This is a genomic window from Nonomuraea sp. NPDC049158 (assembly GCF_040648335.1).
GTDB lineage: Bacteria > Actinomycetota > Actinomycetes > Streptosporangiales > Streptosporangiaceae > Nonomuraea.
Map to the genome: position 1 here is coordinate 842,661 of NZ_JBEZDM010000001.1, position 18,699 is coordinate 861,359.

General features: G+C 67.7%; 20 protein-coding genes. 16 read left to right on the forward strand and 4 right to left on the reverse strand.

From position 1 onward, the window contains the following. Position 1: 1 nt before the first annotated feature. From AB0B61_RS03730 to AB0B61_RS03740, 3 genes are read right to left on the reverse strand one after another with little or no spacing between them, the layout of a single operon-like run. Positions 2-778: an ABC transporter permease gene (locus AB0B61_RS03730; protein WP_358427428.1), complete on the reverse strand. Its 777-nt coding sequence runs from the start codon at positions 776-778 to the stop codon at positions 2-4. Further along, positions 775-1,584, reverse strand: a complete 810-nt coding sequence (locus AB0B61_RS03735; protein ID WP_358427432.1) for an ABC transporter permease subunit — start codon at positions 1,582-1,584, stop codon at positions 775-777. Before AB0B61_RS03735 ends, AB0B61_RS03730 begins: the two co-directional genes overlap by 4 nt. After that, positions 1,581-2,528 (reverse strand): ABC transporter substrate-binding protein, encoded by a 948-nt coding sequence (locus AB0B61_RS03740; protein WP_358427435.1) that lies wholly within the window; start codon positions 2,526-2,528, stop codon positions 1,581-1,583. Before AB0B61_RS03740 ends, AB0B61_RS03735 begins: the two co-directional genes overlap by 4 nt. A gap of 601 nt (positions 2,529-3,129) precedes the next feature. On the opposite strand from AB0B61_RS03740, the gene AB0B61_RS03745 reads away from it, so the two are divergent. The 14 genes from AB0B61_RS03745 (at position 3,130) to AB0B61_RS03810 (ending at position 14,527) form a co-directional block, all read left to right on the forward strand. Further along, positions 3,130-5,856, forward strand: coding sequence for a nitrate- and nitrite sensing domain-containing protein (locus tag AB0B61_RS03745; protein ID WP_358427438.1), 2,727 nt, complete (start codon positions 3,130-3,132; stop codon positions 5,854-5,856). Beyond that, complete coding sequence (locus tag AB0B61_RS03750) at positions 5,853-6,275, forward strand: roadblock/LC7 domain-containing protein (protein WP_214641568.1); 423 nt, start codon at positions 5,853-5,855, stop codon at positions 6,273-6,275. Before AB0B61_RS03745 ends, AB0B61_RS03750 begins: the two co-directional genes overlap by 4 nt. Positions 6,276-6,340: 65 nt before the next feature. Then, entirely contained in the window at positions 6,341-6,688 is a 348-nt protein-coding gene (locus AB0B61_RS03755) for a DUF742 domain-containing protein (RefSeq protein ID WP_214641717.1), read from the forward strand. Then, on the forward strand, positions 6,669-7,259 hold the full coding sequence (locus AB0B61_RS03760; protein ID WP_214641567.1) for an ATP/GTP-binding protein: 591 nt from the start codon (positions 6,669-6,671) through the stop codon (positions 7,257-7,259). The genes AB0B61_RS03755 and AB0B61_RS03760 overlap by 20 nt, the downstream gene beginning before the upstream one ends. Positions 7,260-7,408: 149 nt before the next feature. Then, positions 7,409-8,959, forward strand: a complete 1,551-nt coding sequence (ffh, locus tag AB0B61_RS03765; RefSeq protein ID WP_358427440.1) for a signal recognition particle protein — start codon at positions 7,409-7,411, stop codon at positions 8,957-8,959. A gap of 220 nt (positions 8,960-9,179) precedes the next feature. After that, the gene (gene rpsP, locus AB0B61_RS03770; RefSeq protein ID WP_358427443.1) at positions 9,180-9,650 is read left to right on the forward strand and encodes a 30S ribosomal protein S16; all 471 of its coding nucleotides are present in this window, start codon (positions 9,180-9,182) and stop codon (positions 9,648-9,650) included. A gap of 1 nt (position 9,651) precedes the next feature. Then, a complete protein-coding gene (locus tag AB0B61_RS03775; protein ID WP_020546537.1) occupies positions 9,652-9,897 on the forward strand; it encodes an RNA-binding protein in 246 nt (81 codons plus the stop codon). Between the two features lie 101 nt (positions 9,898-9,998). Then, complete coding sequence (gene rimM / locus AB0B61_RS03780) at positions 9,999-10,499, forward strand: ribosome maturation factor RimM (protein ID WP_358427446.1); 501 nt, start codon at positions 9,999-10,001, stop codon at positions 10,497-10,499. Next, positions 10,499-11,350, forward strand: a complete 852-nt coding sequence (gene trmD / locus AB0B61_RS03785; RefSeq protein WP_358427449.1) for a tRNA (guanosine(37)-N1)-methyltransferase TrmD — start codon at positions 10,499-10,501, stop codon at positions 11,348-11,350. Before rimM ends, trmD begins: the two co-directional genes overlap by 1 nt. Before the next feature lie 137 nt (positions 11,351-11,487). Continuing rightward, on the forward strand, positions 11,488-11,850 hold the full coding sequence (gene rplS, locus AB0B61_RS03790; RefSeq protein ID WP_214641562.1) for a 50S ribosomal protein L19: 363 nt from the start codon (positions 11,488-11,490) through the stop codon (positions 11,848-11,850). A 141-nt stretch (positions 11,851-11,991) separates the two neighbouring features. Beyond that, positions 11,992-12,852, forward strand: coding sequence for a signal peptidase I (lepB, locus tag AB0B61_RS03795; RefSeq protein WP_358427452.1), 861 nt, complete (start codon positions 11,992-11,994; stop codon positions 12,850-12,852). Further along, positions 12,852-13,442: a signal peptidase I gene (lepB, locus tag AB0B61_RS03800; protein WP_358427455.1), complete on the forward strand. Its 591-nt coding sequence runs from the start codon at positions 12,852-12,854 to the stop codon at positions 13,440-13,442. Before lepB (AB0B61_RS03795) ends, lepB (AB0B61_RS03800) begins: the two co-directional genes overlap by 1 nt. Positions 13,443-13,495: 53 nt before the next feature. Next, positions 13,496-14,164, forward strand: coding sequence for a ribonuclease HII (locus AB0B61_RS03805; RefSeq protein WP_358427458.1), 669 nt, complete (start codon positions 13,496-13,498; stop codon positions 14,162-14,164). 39 nt (positions 14,165-14,203) lie between these two features. After that, on the forward strand, positions 14,204-14,527 hold the full coding sequence (locus AB0B61_RS03810; RefSeq protein ID WP_026215037.1) for a DUF2469 domain-containing protein: 324 nt from the start codon (positions 14,204-14,206) through the stop codon (positions 14,525-14,527). A gap of 833 nt (positions 14,528-15,360) precedes the next feature. Here the strand turns inward: AB0B61_RS03810 and AB0B61_RS03815 are convergent. Beyond that, a complete protein-coding gene (locus tag AB0B61_RS03815; protein WP_358427690.1) occupies positions 15,361-16,014 on the reverse strand; it encodes a maleylpyruvate isomerase N-terminal domain-containing protein in 654 nt (217 codons plus the stop codon). Positions 16,015-16,739: 725 nt separating this feature from the next. Here AB0B61_RS03815 and AB0B61_RS03820 point away from each other — a divergent pair. Further along, a complete protein-coding gene (locus AB0B61_RS03820; protein ID WP_358427461.1) occupies positions 16,740-17,093 on the forward strand; it encodes a YraN family protein in 354 nt (117 codons plus the stop codon). Position 17,094: 1 nt separating this feature from the next. Continuing rightward, a complete protein-coding gene (locus AB0B61_RS03825) occupies positions 17,095-18,630 on the forward strand; it encodes a YifB family Mg chelatase-like AAA ATPase (protein ID WP_358427464.1) in 1,536 nt (511 codons plus the stop codon). The last annotated feature ends 69 nt before the right edge of the window (positions 18,631-18,699 follow it).

The following is an 18,699-nucleotide window of genomic DNA, read 5'->3' on the forward strand; positions in this document are numbered from 1 at the left end:
CCTACGCGGTACGGCGAGCGCCACGGTGCCACGTGAGCATCCGGCGCTCGACCATGAGGAACAGGGTGTTGAGTACGTAACCGAGCACTCCGAGCACGACCACTCCTCCCCAGAGGGCCGGCATGTCGGAGCGGTCGCTCGCGCTGGCCAGCAGGTAACCGATGCCGTCGGTGGCGCCTTTGAGCTCGGAGACGATCATGAGGATCAGCGCCAGCGAGACGCTCAGCCGCAGACCAGCGAAGATCTTCGGTGAGGCGGCGGGCAGGATGATCCGGACCAGGCGCAGGCTCGCCGGGACGCCGAAGACGGTTGCGGTCTCAATCTGGAGACGATCCACGTTACGCGCGCCATCGATTGAATTCAGCAGGATCGGCCAGATGACGCCGAAGACGATGGTCGCGACCTGTACCTGCGTGCCCATGGTGAAAAGCACCAGGAACACGGGGAACATCACAGGTGGTGGCACGGCCCGGGCGAACTCCACCAGCGGGTCGATGTAGTCGGACAGCCAGGCGGTCCTGCCGATCGCGACACCGAGTGCTATCCCGAGGGCCACGGCCACGCCCCACGAGCCGACCAGTCTGATGATGCTGGGGACGAAGTTGTCCACCGCCTCGTCGGTGAGGATGAGGGGCCCGGAGAACCACATCTCGTACATGCGCGCCACGATGACCGTGGGGCGGGGCATGAAGGGGTCGTCCACCGCCCTGGTGATCAGCTCCCACGCGACGAGGGCCACCGGCACCAGCCAGAGCCGTTTGACCAGGGTTTTGATCATGCGTTCCGCCACTTGAACAGCCGCCGCTCGGCACGCAGCAGCAGGGTGTTGACGATCAGTCCGATGGCGCCCGACCACACCAGCACGGCGATCACGTCGACCATCGCCGAATCGTCCAGGGCGGTGCTCGCCTGGATGAGGAAGGCGCCGATCCCGCCGGCGCCGCCGACGACGTACTCCACGCTGATGGCCAGGATGAGCGTGATCGAGGCGGCCAGCCGGATGCCGGTGAAGATGAACGGCGCGGCGCTCGGCAGCGACACCCGCCAGACGACGGCCGCTGGGCCGAAGCTGAACGAGCGCAGCGTCTCCGCGGCCAGCGGGTCGACGTCACGCACGCCGTAGAGCGTGTTGATCAGGATCGGCCAGGACGCGGCGTAGACGATGAGCGCGACCTTGGTGTTGATGTCGGGCTGGAACAGGAACAGCGCCAGCGGGATCAGTGCCACCGAGGGGATGGGGCGCAGGAACTCGACGATCGCGCGGGTCATCTCCTCCACGACGGGAACGGTCCCAAGCAGCAGCCCTACGGGAACGGCCAGCAGGATGGCCAGCGGCAGGCCGATGACGGCGGCGAGCAACGTGGAGCTCAGGTCGGCGAGATACTCGGGATCGAACGCCAGGCCGATCACCCTGGCCAGGCAGGTCGAGGCCGGAGGCAGCCACTCGACCAGGCCGGTCCTGCTGGCGAGTTCCCAGACAAGCAGAAAAACCGCCACGCCGATGGCGTGGCGGATGAGCTTTCCGACCCTGGCGCGGGCGAGCGTGGAACGCCCGCCCCGCGTCAGTGTTGTGGCAGCGGTCATCCCTGCGAAGTAACGATCATCGAGGAGACGTCGATCTTGGTCTTGATGAAGCCGTACTCGGCCATCAGGTCAGCCACCCGCTGAATGCGCTGGGCGTTCAGTGAGGTCGGGTAGTTGCCCAGGTTGATCGTGGCAGCGGTCGCGGCCGGGATCTGGGTGAAGGTCGGCAGGATCTTCGTCACGGCACTGCGGTCGGTGGCGGCGACGTTCTGCGCCTTCGCCATCGCCCGCTGGAAGGCGGCCAGCGTCTTGGGGTTCTTGCCGATCCACTTCTCCGTGGCCGCCCAGCCCGTGATCGGCAGGCTGTCCGTGGGGCCGGACATCGTGTCGAGCAGCATCGTCGCGCCGTCTTGGTTCTTGGCCTGGCTGACGTACGGGTCGGTCATCCAAACGGCGTCGACGCTGCCGTTCTTCAGGGACTTGAGCCAGTCGGTGCTCGGCACGACGACGTACTTGACGTCCTTGGCGGGGTCGAGCCCGGCGATCTTGAGGTGGGGGTTCATGGTGAGAACACCCAGGCCGACGAGCGCGTTGACGCCGATCTTCTTGCCCTTGAGGTCACCGACGCTCTTGATGGGCGAGTTCTTCGACACCATCACGCCGAAGGCGCCGGCGGCTCCCTGGTAGGAGTCCGCGATGTACTTGAACTTCTCCAGCCCCTGGGACTGGATGGACAAGATGGTGGCGTAGCTGCCCAGCACCACGTCCATGCTGCCGTTGGCGAGCTTGGGCAGTACGGCCTGCGGAGCCTGGATGGCCTCCGTCTTGACATTGAGGCCCTGCTCCTTGAAGAAGCCCTTCTCGATCGCGATGAACAGCGGGGCGGCGTCCGCCCCGGGGTACTCGCCGATCAGGAGGTCTGTCTTCTCAAGACCGTTGGCATTCGAGGCGCCTCCGGTCTTGCTATCTGAGCTGGAACACCCCGTAATGACAAGGGTGGCCACAAGTCCAATCAGGGCGGTGCGCCCTAGTGCACCGAACCTCATGTCGCGTCTCCTTCGAACGGGGGGTGATCGACGACGGTCGCACCCTAGCGCAGCTAACTCTTGCGCATGGTCCCCCGATTCTGGAAATTACCAATATATATACGGAAATGATGATCACAATGTAAGTTTGGGATGAATGTCCGAATCAAGGAGGTGACAGCCCGGCATCCACCAGGAGGATGTGGCTTTTGTCCGGGTTTGGCCTGTTATGCGAAGAGATGGGTTGACTGCGACCTTTGCGGTATTGGCCGATCTCCTGTTGTTGTGCTCAAATAAGCTCTCGCCCCATGGGTGCGTCGGCGTCACACGGCAAACACAATGCATGACGTGATCCTCTTGCACCAGACCATCAGAGGAGAGGTTGCGGAGGCCAGTGAGGAACGCATTCCCCCCAGCAGGTGGGGATCCCGGCTTAACTGCTGAAGCGCCCGCTCCTGCGGCGCTTCACGCCAAGTCAAAGCCCAAAGCACGGGCCGGGCGTGCGAAGAAGACGGGCGGCCTCGCGCTGCGCAACTGGCGCGTGCGCTCGAAGCTGCTCGTTCTGGTTGTCATTCCCACCTTGGCGGCCCTGGTCCTCGGCGGCTTCCGCGTAGCCACCTCGATCAGCAGCGCCACCGAGTACGAGAAGGTCAACGAGGTCGCCGTTTTGGCGAGCCAGCTGACCGCGCTCGCCCACGAGGTCGAGCTCGAACGTGACCTCACCGCCAGCTTCGTCGCCCTCGGGCGCAGGAGCAGCGGCAAGGCCGACGTCGACGCCCAATACAGCACGGTCAACAAGCTTCGCGACAGCGTACGTGGCCCGGTCGACGTGCTCGCCGCTTCTGACAGCCCCCAGCGCGCGCAGGCCATCCGCATCAAGAACCGTCTGATCGAGCTCGACCAGTCACGCAAGACCGCGGTGGACTCGCAACTGAACGTCGGCTCCGTCATCGAGCTGTATGACCGGAGCATCTCCGACTTCATCGGGCTCAACGACAACATCGACCTGGGTGCCGCTGACAAGGAGCTCGCCGACAGCGTCTCCGGCTTCGCCGCTCTGTCCAGGGCCAAGCAGTTCCTCTCCACCCAGCGCGCGCTCCTGGTGGCCGCGCTGGCCGCCAGGCGATTCAGCAAGGACGAGCTCGACTCCTTCATCGCCGCTCGCGCCCAGCGCAACAGCGAGCTGGCGACGTTCAGGGCCCAGGTGCCGCTGAACATCCGCCAGGCGTACGACGACGTCGTCAGTGGCTCGGCCGTCGACAAGTCCGAGCTGATCCAGGCCCGCGCCCTGTTCCTGCAGGACTCGGGGGCGCAGCTGGTCGACCCGGAGGTCGGCCTCCAGCGCGACGGCGAGGACTGGCTCAAGGCCGTGGGCAAGGCCATCGACGGCATGCGCAAGGTCGAACAGCAGGTCTCCGACTCGATCCTGCTGCGCAGCCGCACCCTGCAGGGCCAGGAGCAGCAGGGCGCGATGATCATCGCGATCGCGATCGCCATCCTGTTGATCCTGGTACTGGTGATCACCTCGTTCATGGCGCGCTCGCTCAGCGGCCCGCTGCGCCGGCTGCGCAGGGAGGCGCTGTTCATCGCCAGCCGCCGCCTGCCGGAGACGGTTCAGCAGCTGCGCGAGTCCGAGGCGAGCGGCCCGATGGAGGTCGAGCCGATCGGCGTCATGTCCCAGGACGAGATCGGTGAAGTCGCGCGGGCGTTCGACGAGGTACACCGGGAAGCCGTCCGGCTGGCCGGTGAGGAGTCCCGACTCCGTAGCAACGTCAACGCGATGTTCGTCAACCTGTCGCGTCGCAGCCAGACGCTGGTCGAGCGGCAGATCACCCTGATCGACGGGCTGGAGCAGGGCGAGCAGGACGAGAGCCGGTTGGCGAACCTGTTCAAGCTGGACCACCTGGCCACCCGTATGCGCCGTAACAGTGAGAACCTGCTGGTCCTGGCGGGTCAGGATCCGCCGCGCCGGTGGAGCCAGCCGGTCAAGCTGGTCGACGTGGCCCGTGCCTCGTTGTCGGAGGTCGAGAACTACGAGCGGGTCGTCCTGCAGGTGCCCGACGGCGTGTCCGTGGCCGGTCAGGCCGTCAACGACGTCATTCACCTGCTGGCCGAGCTGGTGGAGAACGCGCTGTCGTTCTCGCCCCGCGAGACCCGCGTGACGGTCTCCGGCAGCCGCATCGACGGCGGCGGCGTGATGCTGTCGATCACCGACTCCGGCATCGGCATGACCCAGGACGAACTGGCCCAGGCCAACGAGCGCCTCACCGACGCGCCCATCGTGGACGTCTCGGTCTCGCGCCGCATGGGCCTGTTCGTGGTCGCCCGGCTGGCGCACCGGCACGGCATCCGCGTACAGCTGCGCCCGCACGGCTCCGGCGGTCTGACCGCCATGGTGCTGGTGCCCGAGAGCCTGCTCGGCAGCCAGTCCCCGGCCTACGCCGGGACGCAGGGCGGCATGCCCGTGCGCGAGGAGACCTACGCGGCTCCCGCTCCCACGGCCGCGCCCCCCGCGCCTCCGCAGTGGCAGGGCGGCGGCTACCAGATGGGCCCGGGACACCCGTCCTACCCGTCCAACCCGGAGCCCGCCGGTGCGGGCGCGGGCGCCTGGCCGTCCATGCCTCAGTGGCCGTCCGACGTCAACGGCTGGCCCTCCGACCCGCGCGCCAGCAGCGGTGGTTACGACACCGCCGATGTCTGGGTGCCGTCGCGAGGCCAGGGCGGTGGCGGTGGGGGCGGCTGGTCAGGCGACAACGGCCTGCCCAAGCGGCCCACCAGCGACCAGCCGCCGTTCCAGCCGCCACAGGACTGGAGCTTCGGTAACCGGCCGGTGGAGCAGAGCCTGCCACCCAGGCCGAGGTACGACTTCCCGGAGACGGAGTCGGCGGCCACCGGCCCCATCCCGGTGGTCAACCCGCCCTCGTCGGGTGACGAGTACCTGCCGATCTTCGCTTCGGTGGAGTCGGCCTGGTTCGAGCACGGCAGTGAAGGCGGCGCGAGCTGGGGTTCTTCCAAGGCGGATGCCGGGTGGAACGCCGCGGCGGCCGTGGTCGAGCCGGTACGTGACGGCGCGACGGCCGCCGGGCTGCCCAAACGGGTGCCCAAGGCCAACCTCGTGCCGGGTTCCGCCGACACCGCCTCGGCGCCGAAGGGCGTCGCCCCGATGCCCTCTGTCTCGCCCGATCGCGTACGCAGCCGCCTGTCCAGCTTCCAGCAGGGCTTCCGCGCGGCACGTGACGACATCAGCGAGGGCAAGGCGTACCCCGCCGGCTCGAGGCCCGTTGATAGCAGGGAGGAGGGCGTATGAACGACCTGAGCCACGCGGCACGCGGAGTCGACTGGTTGATAACCGACTTCGTCAGTACCGTTCCAGGTGTCGCCCACGCGGTCGTTGTCTCGTCCGACGGTCTGCCGCTGGCGGCATCGTCGGGCTTCCCCGTGGACCGGGCTGATCAACTGGCCGCGATCGCGTCCGGCCTGGTGAGCCTGACGCAGGGAGCGGCCAGGGTCTTCGAGGGTGGCGCGGTCAACCAGACCATCGTCGAGATGCAACGCGGGCTGATGCTGATCATGTCGATCAGCGACGGCTCCTGCCTGGCCGTGCTGGCGGCGCCCGACTGCGACATGGGCCTGGTCGCGTATCAAATGACGCTTATGGTCGATCGTGCCGGTCAGGTACTTACTCCGGCGGTGCGCGCCGAGCTGCGCGCTAGCCAGACCAGGTGATGTAGGTGACGGACCCAAGGTGGAACAGCGGTGGCTGGGATCCCCATCCGCAACCCCAGCCGCAGCTGAGCTCAGATCCCGCGTCGCCGGTCCGTCCTTACGCCGTGACGGGAGGACGGACCGCGCCTCGGGTCAAGCTGGCGATGGAGGCCCTGGTCTCGTCCGCGACGGCCGAGCACCGGGAGTTCTCCCACATCACGCCGGAGTATCAGGCGATCAGCCAGCTCTGCCGGCAGGTCCGGTCGGTGGCCGAGGTATCGGCCCTGTTGCGGATCCCGCTCGGCGTGGTGCGCGTGCTGATCGCCGACATGGCGGCCGAAGGTCTGGTACGCGTACACCAGCCAGCGCTGGAGTCCGGACGGCCAGACGTAAACCTGCTCGAAAGGGTGCTCAGTGGACTTCGCAGGCTCTAGCCCCGGCCTCACCTCGACGAAGATCGTGGTGGCCGGAGGGTTCGGGGTGGGCAAGACGACGTTCGTCGGCGCGGTGTCGGAGATCATGCCGCTGACGACCGAGGCCGTCATGACGGACGCTTCGGCGGGCATCGACGACCTCGGTATGACGCCGCTGAAGTCCACCACGACCGTGGCGATGGACTTCGGCCGGGTCTCGCTCGACCGTGACCTGATCCTTTACCTGTTCGGCACGCCTGGACAGCACCGGTTCTGGTTCATGTGGGACGACCTGGTGCGCGGTGCGATCGGCGCGGTGGTGCTGGTGGACACGCGGCGGCTGGCCGACAGCTTCCCGGCGATCGACTACTTCGAAGAGGCGCAGTTGCCGTTCGTCGTGGGCGTGAACGGGTGGGATGGGTCATACCCGCACAGTGACGCGGAGGTGCGCGACGCTCTCACACTGGCGCCGCACATCCCGCTGGTGCGGCTGGACGCCCGCTCGAAGGACTCGGTCAAGAGCGCGCTCATCAACCTGGTCGAACACGCGCTGACGGTCCGGATGGCGGTGCCGGGCTGGAGCGGTAGCTGACCTCGCCTGCCGCCTGGCAGGCCGCCGTCCGGGATGTCGCCGTCTGGGGCATGCTGACAGACCGGATGGCCGAGCCAGGCTGGAAGGGCTGCCGGAGCGGATAGGCTGAACCATTAGACCAACATTCGCTTCGAGGACTGGCCTACCACGTGTTCGAGACGCTTTCCGACCGGCTGACATCGGTCTTCTCCTCCCTCCGCTCCAAGGGTCGGCTGTCTGAGGCCGACATCGACGCCACCACCCGCGAGATCCGCATCGCGCTGCTCGAGGCCGATGTCGCGCTGCCGGTGGTCAAGGCGTTCGTCGCCCAGGTCAAGGAGCGCGCCCGCGGCATCGAGGTCTCCCAGGCGCTCAACCCGGCGCAGCAGGTCGTCAAGATCGTCAACGACGAGCTGATCGAGATCCTCGGCGGCGAGACGCGCCGGCTCCGCTACGCCAAGACCCCGCCGACCGTCATCATGCTCGCGGGCCTTCAGGGCGCCGGTAAGACCACCCTGGCGGGCAAGCTCGCCAAGTGGCTGCGCGAGCAGGGCCACGCGCCCATGCTCGTCGCCGCGGACCTCCAGCGCCCCAACGCCGTGCAGCAGCTCCAGGTCGTGGGCGAGCGCGCGCAGGTGGCCGTCTACGCGCCCGAGCCCGGCAGCGGCGTCGGCGATCCGATCAGGGTCGCCCGCGAGTCGATCGACGAGGCCAAGCGCGCGCAGCACGACATCGTCATCATCGACACCGCCGGCCGTCTGGGCATCGACCAGGAGATGATGCGGCAGGCCGCCGACATCCGCGACGCGGTCTCGCCCGACGAGGTCCTGTTCGTGGTCGACGCCATGATCGGCCAGGACGCCGTGACCACGGCCCAGGCGTTCATGGAGGGCGTCGGCTTCGACGGGGTGGTGCTCACCAAGCTCGACGGCGACGCGCGCGGCGGTGCCGCGCTGTCGGTCAGGCACATCACCGGCCGGCCGATCATGTTCGCGTCGACCGGTGAGAAGCTCGAGGACTTCGACGCCTTCCACCCCGACCGGATGGCCTCCCGCATCCTCGACATGGGTGACATCCTCACCCTGATCGAGCAGGCCCAGAAGACCTTCGACGAGGAGCAGGCCGCCAAGATGGCGGGCAAGCTCACCTCGGGCGAGAACTTCACGCTCGAGGACTTCCTCGAGCAGATGATGATGGTCCAGAAGATGGGCCCGATCAAGAACCTGCTCGGCATGATGCCCGGCATGGGGCAGATGCGCGACCAGCTCAACTCCATCGACGACCGCGATCTCGACCGCATCGCGGCCATCATCCGCTCGATGACGCCGGGCGAGCGCCAGGACCCGAAGATCATCAACGGCTCCCGCCGCGCCCGCATCGCCGCCGGCTCCGGTGTGACGGTGAGCGCCGTCAACAACCTGGTGACGCGGTTCTTCGACGCCCAGAAGATGATGAAGAAGATGGCGGGGGGCATGGGCATCCCCGGCATGCCGGGCGGCCGGGGCAAGGCGGCCAAGGCTCAGAAGAAGACCAAGAAGGGGCGGCGCGTGAGCGGCGACCCGCGCAAGGCCGCGCTGGGCAAGGGCGACTCGGCTCCCGCCGAGCCGCAGCAGCCGGCCAAGGGCGGTCTGCTGGGCAACCTGGGCGGCAAGCTGCCCCCGGGCATGGAGCTGCCGCCGGGCTTCGACCCCAGCAAGTTCAATCTCCCGGGCCAGAAGTAGCAACTTTTCCGGATATTCCGGGTTTACGAGTGCGGCGACCCGCGCCTGCGGGTCGTGCGCAGTCCTGTGCGTCTGGCACAATGACATGTTGGAACACCGTGGCCAGGTGGGTGCCCTCTCATCTCCCGCCGGTCATGCCTGTCCCTGGAGCGGACTCCCATCGTGCCCCACTCGATGTGATGCCGTTCACCCACGCTCGAATGCAGGAGAGACCACACCAGTGGCAGTCAAGATCAAGCTCAAGCGGCTCGGCATGATCCGTAGCCCTCAGTACCGCATCGTCGTCGCCGACAGCCGCACCAAGCGTGACGGCCGGGCGATCGAAGAGATCGGCCTGTACCACCCGAAGGAAGACCCTTCGCGCATCGAGGTCAACGCCGAGCGCGCGGCCTACTGGCTCGGTGTCGGCGCGCAGCCGACCGAGCCGGTGCTCAAGCTGCTCAAGCTGACCGGTGACTGGCAGAAGTTCAAGGGCGAGGCCGCCCCTGCGCCGATGAAGGTCGCCGAGGCGGCGCCCGACCGTCACGCCCTCTACGAGGCCGCGGCCAAGGAGACGCTGTCCGGTGGCGACACCGGCACGTCCGCCACCACGCCGAAGAAGGCTCGCAAGAAGGACGAGACGGCCGAGGCCGCCCCCGTCGAGGCCCCTGCCGCCGCTCCCGCCGAGACCAAGACCGAGGGCGAGGCCTGAAGTGCTCGAGGAGGCTCTCGAGCACCTCGTTAAGGGCATCGTCGAACATCCCGACGATGTCCGGGTCCGCGCACGCCGCATTCGCAGCGGGCGCGTCCTGGAGGTCCGGGTGCACCCCGAGGACCTGGGCAAGGTCATCGGTCGCGGTGGGCGCACCGCCAAGGCGCTGCGCACTGTCGTGAATGCCCTGGCCGACGGGAAGTACGTCCGGGTCGATCTGCTCGACCTGGACGAAGCCGTCCGTTAGCGTCAGGTTCCTGCGCCCTCATCGGTTACTTGCCGATGGGGGCGCTTGCGTTAGAAGCGTTTGCGTTGGAAGCGTTTGCGTTGGAAAAGGTGGGAGTTCACGTGCAGTTGGTCGTCGGCCGGATAGGCCGCCCGCACGGAGTACGCGGCGACGTGACCGTGGAGGTGCGCACCGACGATCCCGAGCTCCGCTTCGCCGTCGGCGCGGCCATCGCCACCGATCCCGCCGACAGGGGGCCGCTGGTCATCGAGAGCCGCCGCTGGCACAAGGGCGCGCTGCTGATCACCTTCGCCGGGGTGACCCAACGCGACACGGCCGAAGAACTCCGCGGCACGATGCTGGTCATCGACTCCGACGAGGTGACGCCCTCCGACGACCCCGACGAGTTCCACGATCACCAGCTCATCGGGCTCACGGTCGTGACCGTCTCGGACGAGGCCGTCGGCGAGGTCACCGACGTGCTCCATCACGGTCAGGACCTCCTGGTCGTACGGCGGAGCGGCCAGGACGACGCGCTCATCCCGTTCGTCAGGGCGCTGGTGCCCGAGGTCGATGTCGAAGGCGGCCGGCTCGTCGTGGACCCGCCCGAAGGGCTGCTGTGATGCGGCTCGACATCGTCTCGATCTTCCCCGAATACTTCGCGCCGCTCGACGTCTCCCTCATCGGCAAGGCCCGCGAGCGCGGCACCCTCGACGTACGGGTGCACCAGCTCCGCGACTGGGCGCACGACGTGCACAAGACCGTGGACGACACGCCCTATGGCGGCGGGCCCGGCATGGTCATGAAGCCCGAGGTGTGGGGCGAGGCCATCGACGCGGTGATCGAGGGCGGCTCGCCGACCGTGGTCGGTGAGGGCGGTTCGCCGACGGTGGTCACTGAGGCGACGGCAGCCGCTGAGGGGGGACCGCCGCGTCTGATCGTTCCCACGCCGAGTGGGCGGCCGTTCACCCAGGAACTCGCCCAGGAGCTCGCGGCCGAGTCCTGGCTGCTGTTCGCGTGCGGGCGCTACGAGGGCATCGACTCGCGCGTCATGGCCGAGTACGGCACGCGCCTGCGCGTCGACGAGATCAGCATCGGCGACTACGTGCTGGCCGGCGGCGAGGTCGCGACGCTGGTGATGGTGGAGGCCATCGGCAGGCTGCTGCCCGGCGTGCTCGGCAACGCCCACTCGGCCGTCGACGACTCCTTCGCGCCGGGGGCCATGCGCAACCTCGTCGAAGGCCCCGTCTTCACCAAGCCGCCGGTCTGGCGGGGGCACGAGGTGCCGCCCGTACTCCTGTCCGGGCATCACGGGAAGGTCGCGCGGTGGCGGCGTGACGAGGCGCTACGCCGTACCGTCGCCAATCGGCCCGAGCTGGCGGCGGCGCTCGACCCCGAGACGCTCGACAAGCACGACCGGCGGCTGCTGGAGGAGCTCTCGTTTCGCGTCCAGCCGGAAGATATGGCAAACTGAATCGCTACCGACCATCATGTGGTTGGTCTGCCATGCCCGGGGGACAGTCCCGGGTTCATCGAATCAGCAGGCGCGTCCGCCGCGAGCTCAGGCCGGGTGGACCTCCGCGTGCTCGCGAGGACTTGAGGACAGCTCTCATGCACACGAAGATCCAGGAGCTCGAGAAGGCGACCCTGCGCGGCGACGTGCCGGACTTCCGCCCCGGTGACACGCTCGAGGTTCACGTCCGCGTCGTCGAAGGAAACCGCTCCCGCGTCCAGGTCTTCAAGGGCTTCGTGCTGCGCAGGCAGGGCAGCGGCGCCCGCGAGACCTTCACGGTCCGCAAGGTCAGCTACAGCGTCGGCGTCGAGCGGACCTTCCCCGTGCACAGCCCGATCATCGAGAAGATCGTGCTCGTGACCCGTGGTGACGTGCGTCGCGCCAAGCTTTACTACATGCGCGACCTGCGCGGCAAGGCCGCCCGCATCCGCGAGAAGCGCGAGGCCGTGCCCGCCAAGTGACACAGACCTTTCCGAATGGCCCGCGTCCTGCGCGGGCCATTCGGCTTTGCAGGGGCATTTCCTTTATGTGGAGCGACTCGGGCGCGGGTGTAACGTCGGTCGAGACTTGTCGAGCCGACGCATCATCTAGGCTCGTCAGCGATGACTAGCGAGAGCCAGGAGCACGGCGCGTCGCGCCGCCCTGTCAAGGACGAGGTGGACGTGGTCGCCGAAGAAACAGAGAAGCCAGCAAAGGGCGGCAAGAAGGACAAAAAGGGATCGTTCTGGAAAGAACTCCCCGTCCTGGTCGTCGTGGCGCTGGTGTTGGCCTTGATCATCAAGACGTTCGTGATCCAGGCCTTCTACATCCCGTCGGAGTCGATGGAGAACACTCTCCTGAAGAACGACCGGGTCCTGGTGAACAAGATGGTCTACCACACGCGTGACATCGAGCGCGGGGACGTGGTGGTGTTCTCGGGCGTCGACTCCTGGGACGGCGAGTTCGAAATGGAGGAGCCGTCCAACCCGGTGGCGGCGTTCTTCCGCTGGGTCGGCACCGCGTTCGGCGTGGTGCCCGGCGAGAAGGACTACATCAAGCGGGTCATCGGCGTCGGCGGCGACCACGTCAAGTGCTGCGATCCCAAGGGGCGCATCACGGTCAACGGCGTGGCGATCGACGAGGGCAGCTATCTCTATCCGGGCAATGTGCCCTCCGACAAGTTCTTCGACATCAAGGTGCCTGAGGGGCGGCTGTGGGTGATGGGCGACCATCGCTCGGTGTCGCTCGACTCGCGCTCGCACCAGGGTGACCCGGGCGGCGGCTCGATTCCCGTGGGCCAGGTGGTCGGGCGGGCGTTCGTCATCGTTTGGCCGTTCAACAGGGCGACCACGCTGCCCATCCCCGACACGTTCGCGCAGCCGGCGTTGCAGGCGCTGGGCGGCTCCGTCCCGCTGGTCGCCGGGTTCGCGGGAGCCCTACCCCTGGTGCTGATCCGTCGGCGCCGGCGAAGCAGGAGGCCCTGATGTCCTTCACCAAGAAGGCGGCGGGGGATGACAAGAAGAAAAAGGGCGGCTTCCGCGAGACGATCCTGCTGCTGGTCCTCGGCGTCGGCATCGCGCTGCTGTTGCAGGCGTACGTCGTCGGATCGTTCTACATCCCGTCGGAGTCGATGGAGAACACCCTGCTGATCAACGACCGGGTGTTCGTCAACAAGCTCTCGGGCAAGCCCGAACGCGGCGACATCATCGTGTTCAAGGGCTGGAACGGCGAGGACACCATCAAGCGGGTCATCGGCATCGGCGGCGACAAGGTGGCCTGCTGCGACGCCAAGAAGCGGGTGACGGTCAACGGCACGCCGCTGGACGAGGCGTCCTACCTCTATCCGGGTGACTTCCCGTCGGGCGACACGTTCAAGTACACCGTGCCGCAGGGCAAGTTGTGGCTGATGGGCGACCACCGAAGCGCCTCCGCCGACTCGCGCAGCCACGTCGAGGAGCCCGGGGGCGGGTTCATCTCGGAGGACGCGGTGATCGGCAAGGCCGTCATGCGCTACTGGCCGCTGTCGCGAGGCAGCATCTTCATGCACCCTGACACCTTCGCCAAGGTCAAATAGAGGCGGCTCCCGGTCGCGGTTTGCGGCGATTGGGGCGTACGCTGCCTCTTGTCATGACAGTTGCGTTCCGCCCTCGGCCCAGCGTTGTCCGGCGTGATTCCGGACTCTATGCCTATGAGCGGGCACTGGCCCGCCGTGGCCTGACCCCGATCGCCGGGGTCGACGAAGCAGGCCGGGGGGCCTGCGCCGGTCCGCTGGTGGTCGCCGCGGCCATCCTGCGCAGGCCTATCGACGGTCTCAACGACTCGAAACTGCTGGTCCCGGCTGTACGAGAACGGCTCTATGACCTGATCATGGACTCGGCCCACGTCGGGATCGTCGTCATACCCCCGGCGGAGATCGACGCGCGGGGGCTGCACAAGAGCAACGTTGCCGGAATGCGCCGGGCCGTCGCGCGGTTGACCTGTGACCCGGGGTACATCCTCACGGACGGCTTCCCCGTCCCGGGCCTGCCGGCGCCTTCGCTGGCGGTGTGGAAGGGGGACCAGGTGGCCGCTTGCGTGGCGGCGGCCTCGATCGTGGCCAAGGTGACCAGGGACCGCATGATGGTCGAACTGGACGCCGAGTTCCCGGGCTACGGCTTCGCCGAGCACAAGGGGTACGTCACTCCAGGGCATCGGCTGGCGCTGGAGACGAACGGGCCGTGCTCCCACCACCGTTACTCCTTCGTCACGGTGGCCAGGGAGATGGGGGAAAATGAAATGGGGGCCGGGGTTGCCTGACCAGGCGAACCGGAAGACCGGTACGACAGGAGGACCGCGATGAGCGCAGAGGATCTCGAAAAGTACGAAACCGAGATGGAGCTGCAGCTTTACCGCGAATACCGCGATGTCGTCGGGCTGTTTACGTATGTCGTGGAGACGGAGCGGCGCTTCTACCTGACCAACTCGGTAGACCTCGACGTCCGGACCGCGGAGAACGGGGACGTGTTCTTCGATGTGAAGATGCAGGATGCTTGGGTTTGGGATATGTACCGGCCGGCGCGGTTTGTGAAGAATGTGCGGGTGGTCACGTTCAAGGACGTCAACGTCGAAGAACTGGCCAAGGCCGACCTGGAGATGCCGAAGGAGGGGTTCTCGGGGTAGGCGCTTTTTGAGGGTGTTCGTTCGGGGTGGCTCGGCTGTTTGTCGGGGCGGGGTTTGCTGGGGGCGGCTGTCCGGTGGGAGGGCAGCGCCTGCTGGGGACGACGCTCATGGCCGACGCCCTGTCCGCCCTGAGGGCCCTCCAGGCCCGCCCCGAAGGGCCGTCCATGGGCCAGCATGGCCATCCGCCTGCTCGGCCGCCCACCCGCTGGGCCATCCGCCCGCTGGGGCGCCCACCCGTTGGGCCGCCCGCCTGCTGGGCCATCCGCCTGCTGGGCCATCCGCCCGCTGGGCCGCTCACTCACTCCGGGGTCGGTCCCCCAGTTTCTGGCGCGCTCGCCTGTGACTCAACCGCCTGCCTGGCATGGCTCATTCACCGGGCCAATCCACAGCCGCCTGCCGGGACATACCCGCAGCCAGTCGTCGAGCACGGCAGCCACACGGCCGCCCGTCGGGCCGCCTGCCCGCTAGGCCACTCATCGTCTCGGGGGTTGGCCACCCTGGTTCCTCGCCCGTGACCAACCGCCTGGCCGCCATGGCCAATCCGCAGTCACCCGCCATGGCCAATCCGCAGCCGGCTTCTGGGCATCGCACCATATGGCACCCCGCCCGCGTCCCTGCCTCATAGCCGCTCGCGGGATCCCCATGGGGCCACCAGTTGCGGCGCCAGCCCTTCATGGGCCAAGCCACAGCCGCATACCGAGCCATCCCCCCGCATCCCTCTCCATGGCCCGCTATCCCGAGGGCCCGGTATTCCGAGGGCCAGTAGGCCCCTCGCAACCCGTAGACCTCCATGCCCGAAGACCCCCATGGGCTGTAGCCCACGGTGAAACCCCTCAGCCGAGGATAAGCGGGAGCTTCGCAGCGAAATCACCCAGCGCAGCCTTCTCCCCATCGGTCGGCGTACGACGTCCGGTGCCGATCAGCAGCGCGTCCTTGTCAGAGAACGAGGCGGGAAACGAGGCCCCACCGATCTTCTCCAGCGACACACGTGCCGCCATGAGGGTCTCGGTAGGCGGCTCGGGAGCCGACGGCAGATGCGCGATCAGGTCGAGGTGGTGCAAGCTCCATTCGAGCACGTACGCGGACAGATAGTCGCCGACGGTCAGCACCTCGTCGCGAGTGCTGACCCGGACGGCGGGATCGGCGAGTTCGGCAGCCCGGCCAGCGGCGGAACCGACGTCGTCGAGGTGGAACTTGAGCCACCGCGGCTCCCCGTACGCGGCGGCCAGCCGGGGGATCAGCGCATCGAGCGGATCCTCGCCGGTCGGAGGCTCGACGAGATTCCAGTAGGTGACCGCGTCCACGGTCGGTTCGGTCTCGGCGGGCGTGACCAGCGTGATCAGTACGTCCTGGGCGTCGATGACCAGGTGGCACACCAGATCTCGAACGAGCCAGCCCACACAGCCGGACGGCCGCTCGAAGTCCTCATCCGAGATTTCGGCGACCGCCGTGCGCAACGCCGTCCAAGAGCGTGAGAAGAGATCCACTGCGGCACGGTAATGCCAACCTGAATCGGCGGACAAGCGTATTCTGCCTGCTTCACATACTCGGACGGTTGGTCGCGTATCTCGGCGAGCTCTCGCGCTTACTAGCCAAGCTCACCCGCCTCGCCACTCACACCACCACCCGCCTCGCCACCGGCACCCGCTACGCGTACTCGCCTCGCCACCCGCACTCGCCACTCGCACCGACCATGCAACCCGCACCGGCCACGGCATCCCCATCCGTCACGCGTCATCCGCACCCCGCACTGCCACGGGCACGGGCACCGGCACCCGCCACGGGCACCTGAACCCGCGCCCGCCGCAGGTCTGCCCGCACCTGCCATAGGTCGGTCGACCACACCTGCCACAAGCCCCGCCACGGGCCACCTGTACCTGCCACAGGCCGGTCACCCGCATCCTGCACAGGCCACCTACCTCTGCCACAGGTCACTCAGGGCGGGTGAGCTGCCTGGGCCGATTCACTCAGAACGGATGGATCGCCTGGTCGGCTCACTCAGGGCGGGCCGATCACCCGGCGGGGCCCGCAGCGGCAGCGCAACCCGCCCGGAGCGGCAGCGCAACCCGCCCGGAGCGCGATGTCGGATGCCCGAGCCCATCCCCGAGTTATCCACAACCCCCGGGACCCACGCCCCACTCTGTCCACAGAACCTCGCTCGGCCCGAACCGCCCATCCCCGATACGCGAAAGTCAGGGCCCGGAGGTGCCACATGGCCGCGAGGAACGACCTCGGCAAACACGGTGAGCAACTCGCCGTCAACTACCTGGAAGCCGAGGGAATGACCATCATCGAACGCAACTGGCGCTGCCGCCACGGTGAGATCGACGTCATCGCCGAGGACGGCCGCAACCTGGTCGTGGTAGAGGTCAAGACCAGATCCAGCCGATCACACGGCACGGCCTTGGAGTCAGTACGACCGGCCAAACTGGCCAAGCTCCGCATGCTGGCCGCCAAATGGCTCACGACCCAGCCCCGAGCCTTCGACACGGTCAGAATCGACGTGATCGCCCTGGAGCGTTTCGCCGGCGACTACTCCCTGCATCACGTACGGGGGGCGATCTGAGATGGCAGTCGCGAGGACCCGCAGCGTGGCCCTGGTAGGTGTCAAAGGCCGCAGCGTGGAAGTGGAAGCCGACGTGGGCAACGGCCTGGCGGGGATCCATCTCATCGGCCTGCCGGACACGGCACTCAGCGAGGCCAGAGAGCGAGTCAGATCGGCGATGGTCAACAGCCATTTCCCCTGGCCAGACGCCCGCATCACAGTAAGCCTCTTCCCCGCAAGCCTCCCCAAGCGTGGCAGCCAGTTCGATCTCGCTATAGCCGTCGCGATACTGGGCGCTGCCGGAGTGGTCCCCGCCGACCGGGTCGCGGAGCCGTTCTTCCTCGGCGAGCTCGGCCTCGACGGACGCCTGAGACCCGTGCGTGGCGTTCTCCCGTCGGTTCTGGGCGCGGCCGAGCACGGAGACGTCACAGTGGTCGTCCCCGCCGCCAACTCGGCGGAGGCGGCGTTGGTGCCTGACGTCAAGGTGGCGCCGTTCACCGACCTGCGCCAGCTGGTGGAGTGGCTACGAAGGGGAGACGACCCGCCCGAGTGGCACATCCAAGACGTCCCAGAGCCGCCGCGGCCGACCATCCGGCCCGCCGTCGACCTGTCCGACGTGGCCGGCCAGCCGGTCGCTCGCCGAGCACTTGAGATATGCGCGGCAGGAGGCCACAACCTCTGGATGCTCGGCCCGCCCGGCACGGGCAAGACCCTGCTAGCCGAACGCCTGCCCACACTCCTCCCCGACCTGGAGCTGGACCATGCGCTCGAGGTGACGGCCATCCACTCGGTGGCAGGCGTATTGCCGGCCAGCAGCCCGATGCTGAGCAGACCGCCGTTCGTCAGCCCCCACCACACCGCTACGGCGGCGGCCATCATCGGCGGCGGCAGCACCGTCATACGCCCCGGCGCGGTCTCCCTCGCCCACCGGGGAGTCTTGTTCATGGATGAAGCCCCCGAATTTCCCCGCCATATCCTCGACTCCCTCCGCCAGCCCCTGGAGGCCGGTCGCGTGACGGTGTGCAGATCTGCGGGCTCCGTCACCTTCCCGGCCCGCTTCATGCTCGTTCTCGCCGCCAACCCCTGCCCCTGCGCCCAACCCCAGGACCAGGGAGAAAGCTGCCAGTGCTCACCCACGATGAGACGCCGTTACCTGGCCAGACTGTCCGGCCCACTTCTCGACCGCGTGGACATGAAGGTCACAGTCGCCCGTACGTCCAGACGCGAGCTCATGGCCGACCGCCAGTTCGTCGAACCGAGCAAGACCGTGGCCGAGCGCGTGCTGGCAGCCCGCCAACGAGCTGCCAAACGCTTGGCCGGCACCGCCTGGCGCACGAACGCCGAAATCCCGTCCGCCGCCCTCCACGCCGACTACCGTCCGTCAGACGCCGCCATGAAGTGCATGACGACCGCCCTCGACTCGGGCACCCTCAGCGCCCGCGGCCTCGATCGCGTTCTACGAGTCGCGTGGACGCTTACGGACTTGGCAGGCAAACCCCGCCCCGAAGAAGCGGAAACATCGACAGCCCTCGCCCTCTGGCTGGGCGTGAACACATGACCTTTCGACCCGCCGCGCAGCCGTCACCGAGGCCCCGCGTACCTGAAGCCCACATTCCCACCCCTCAGG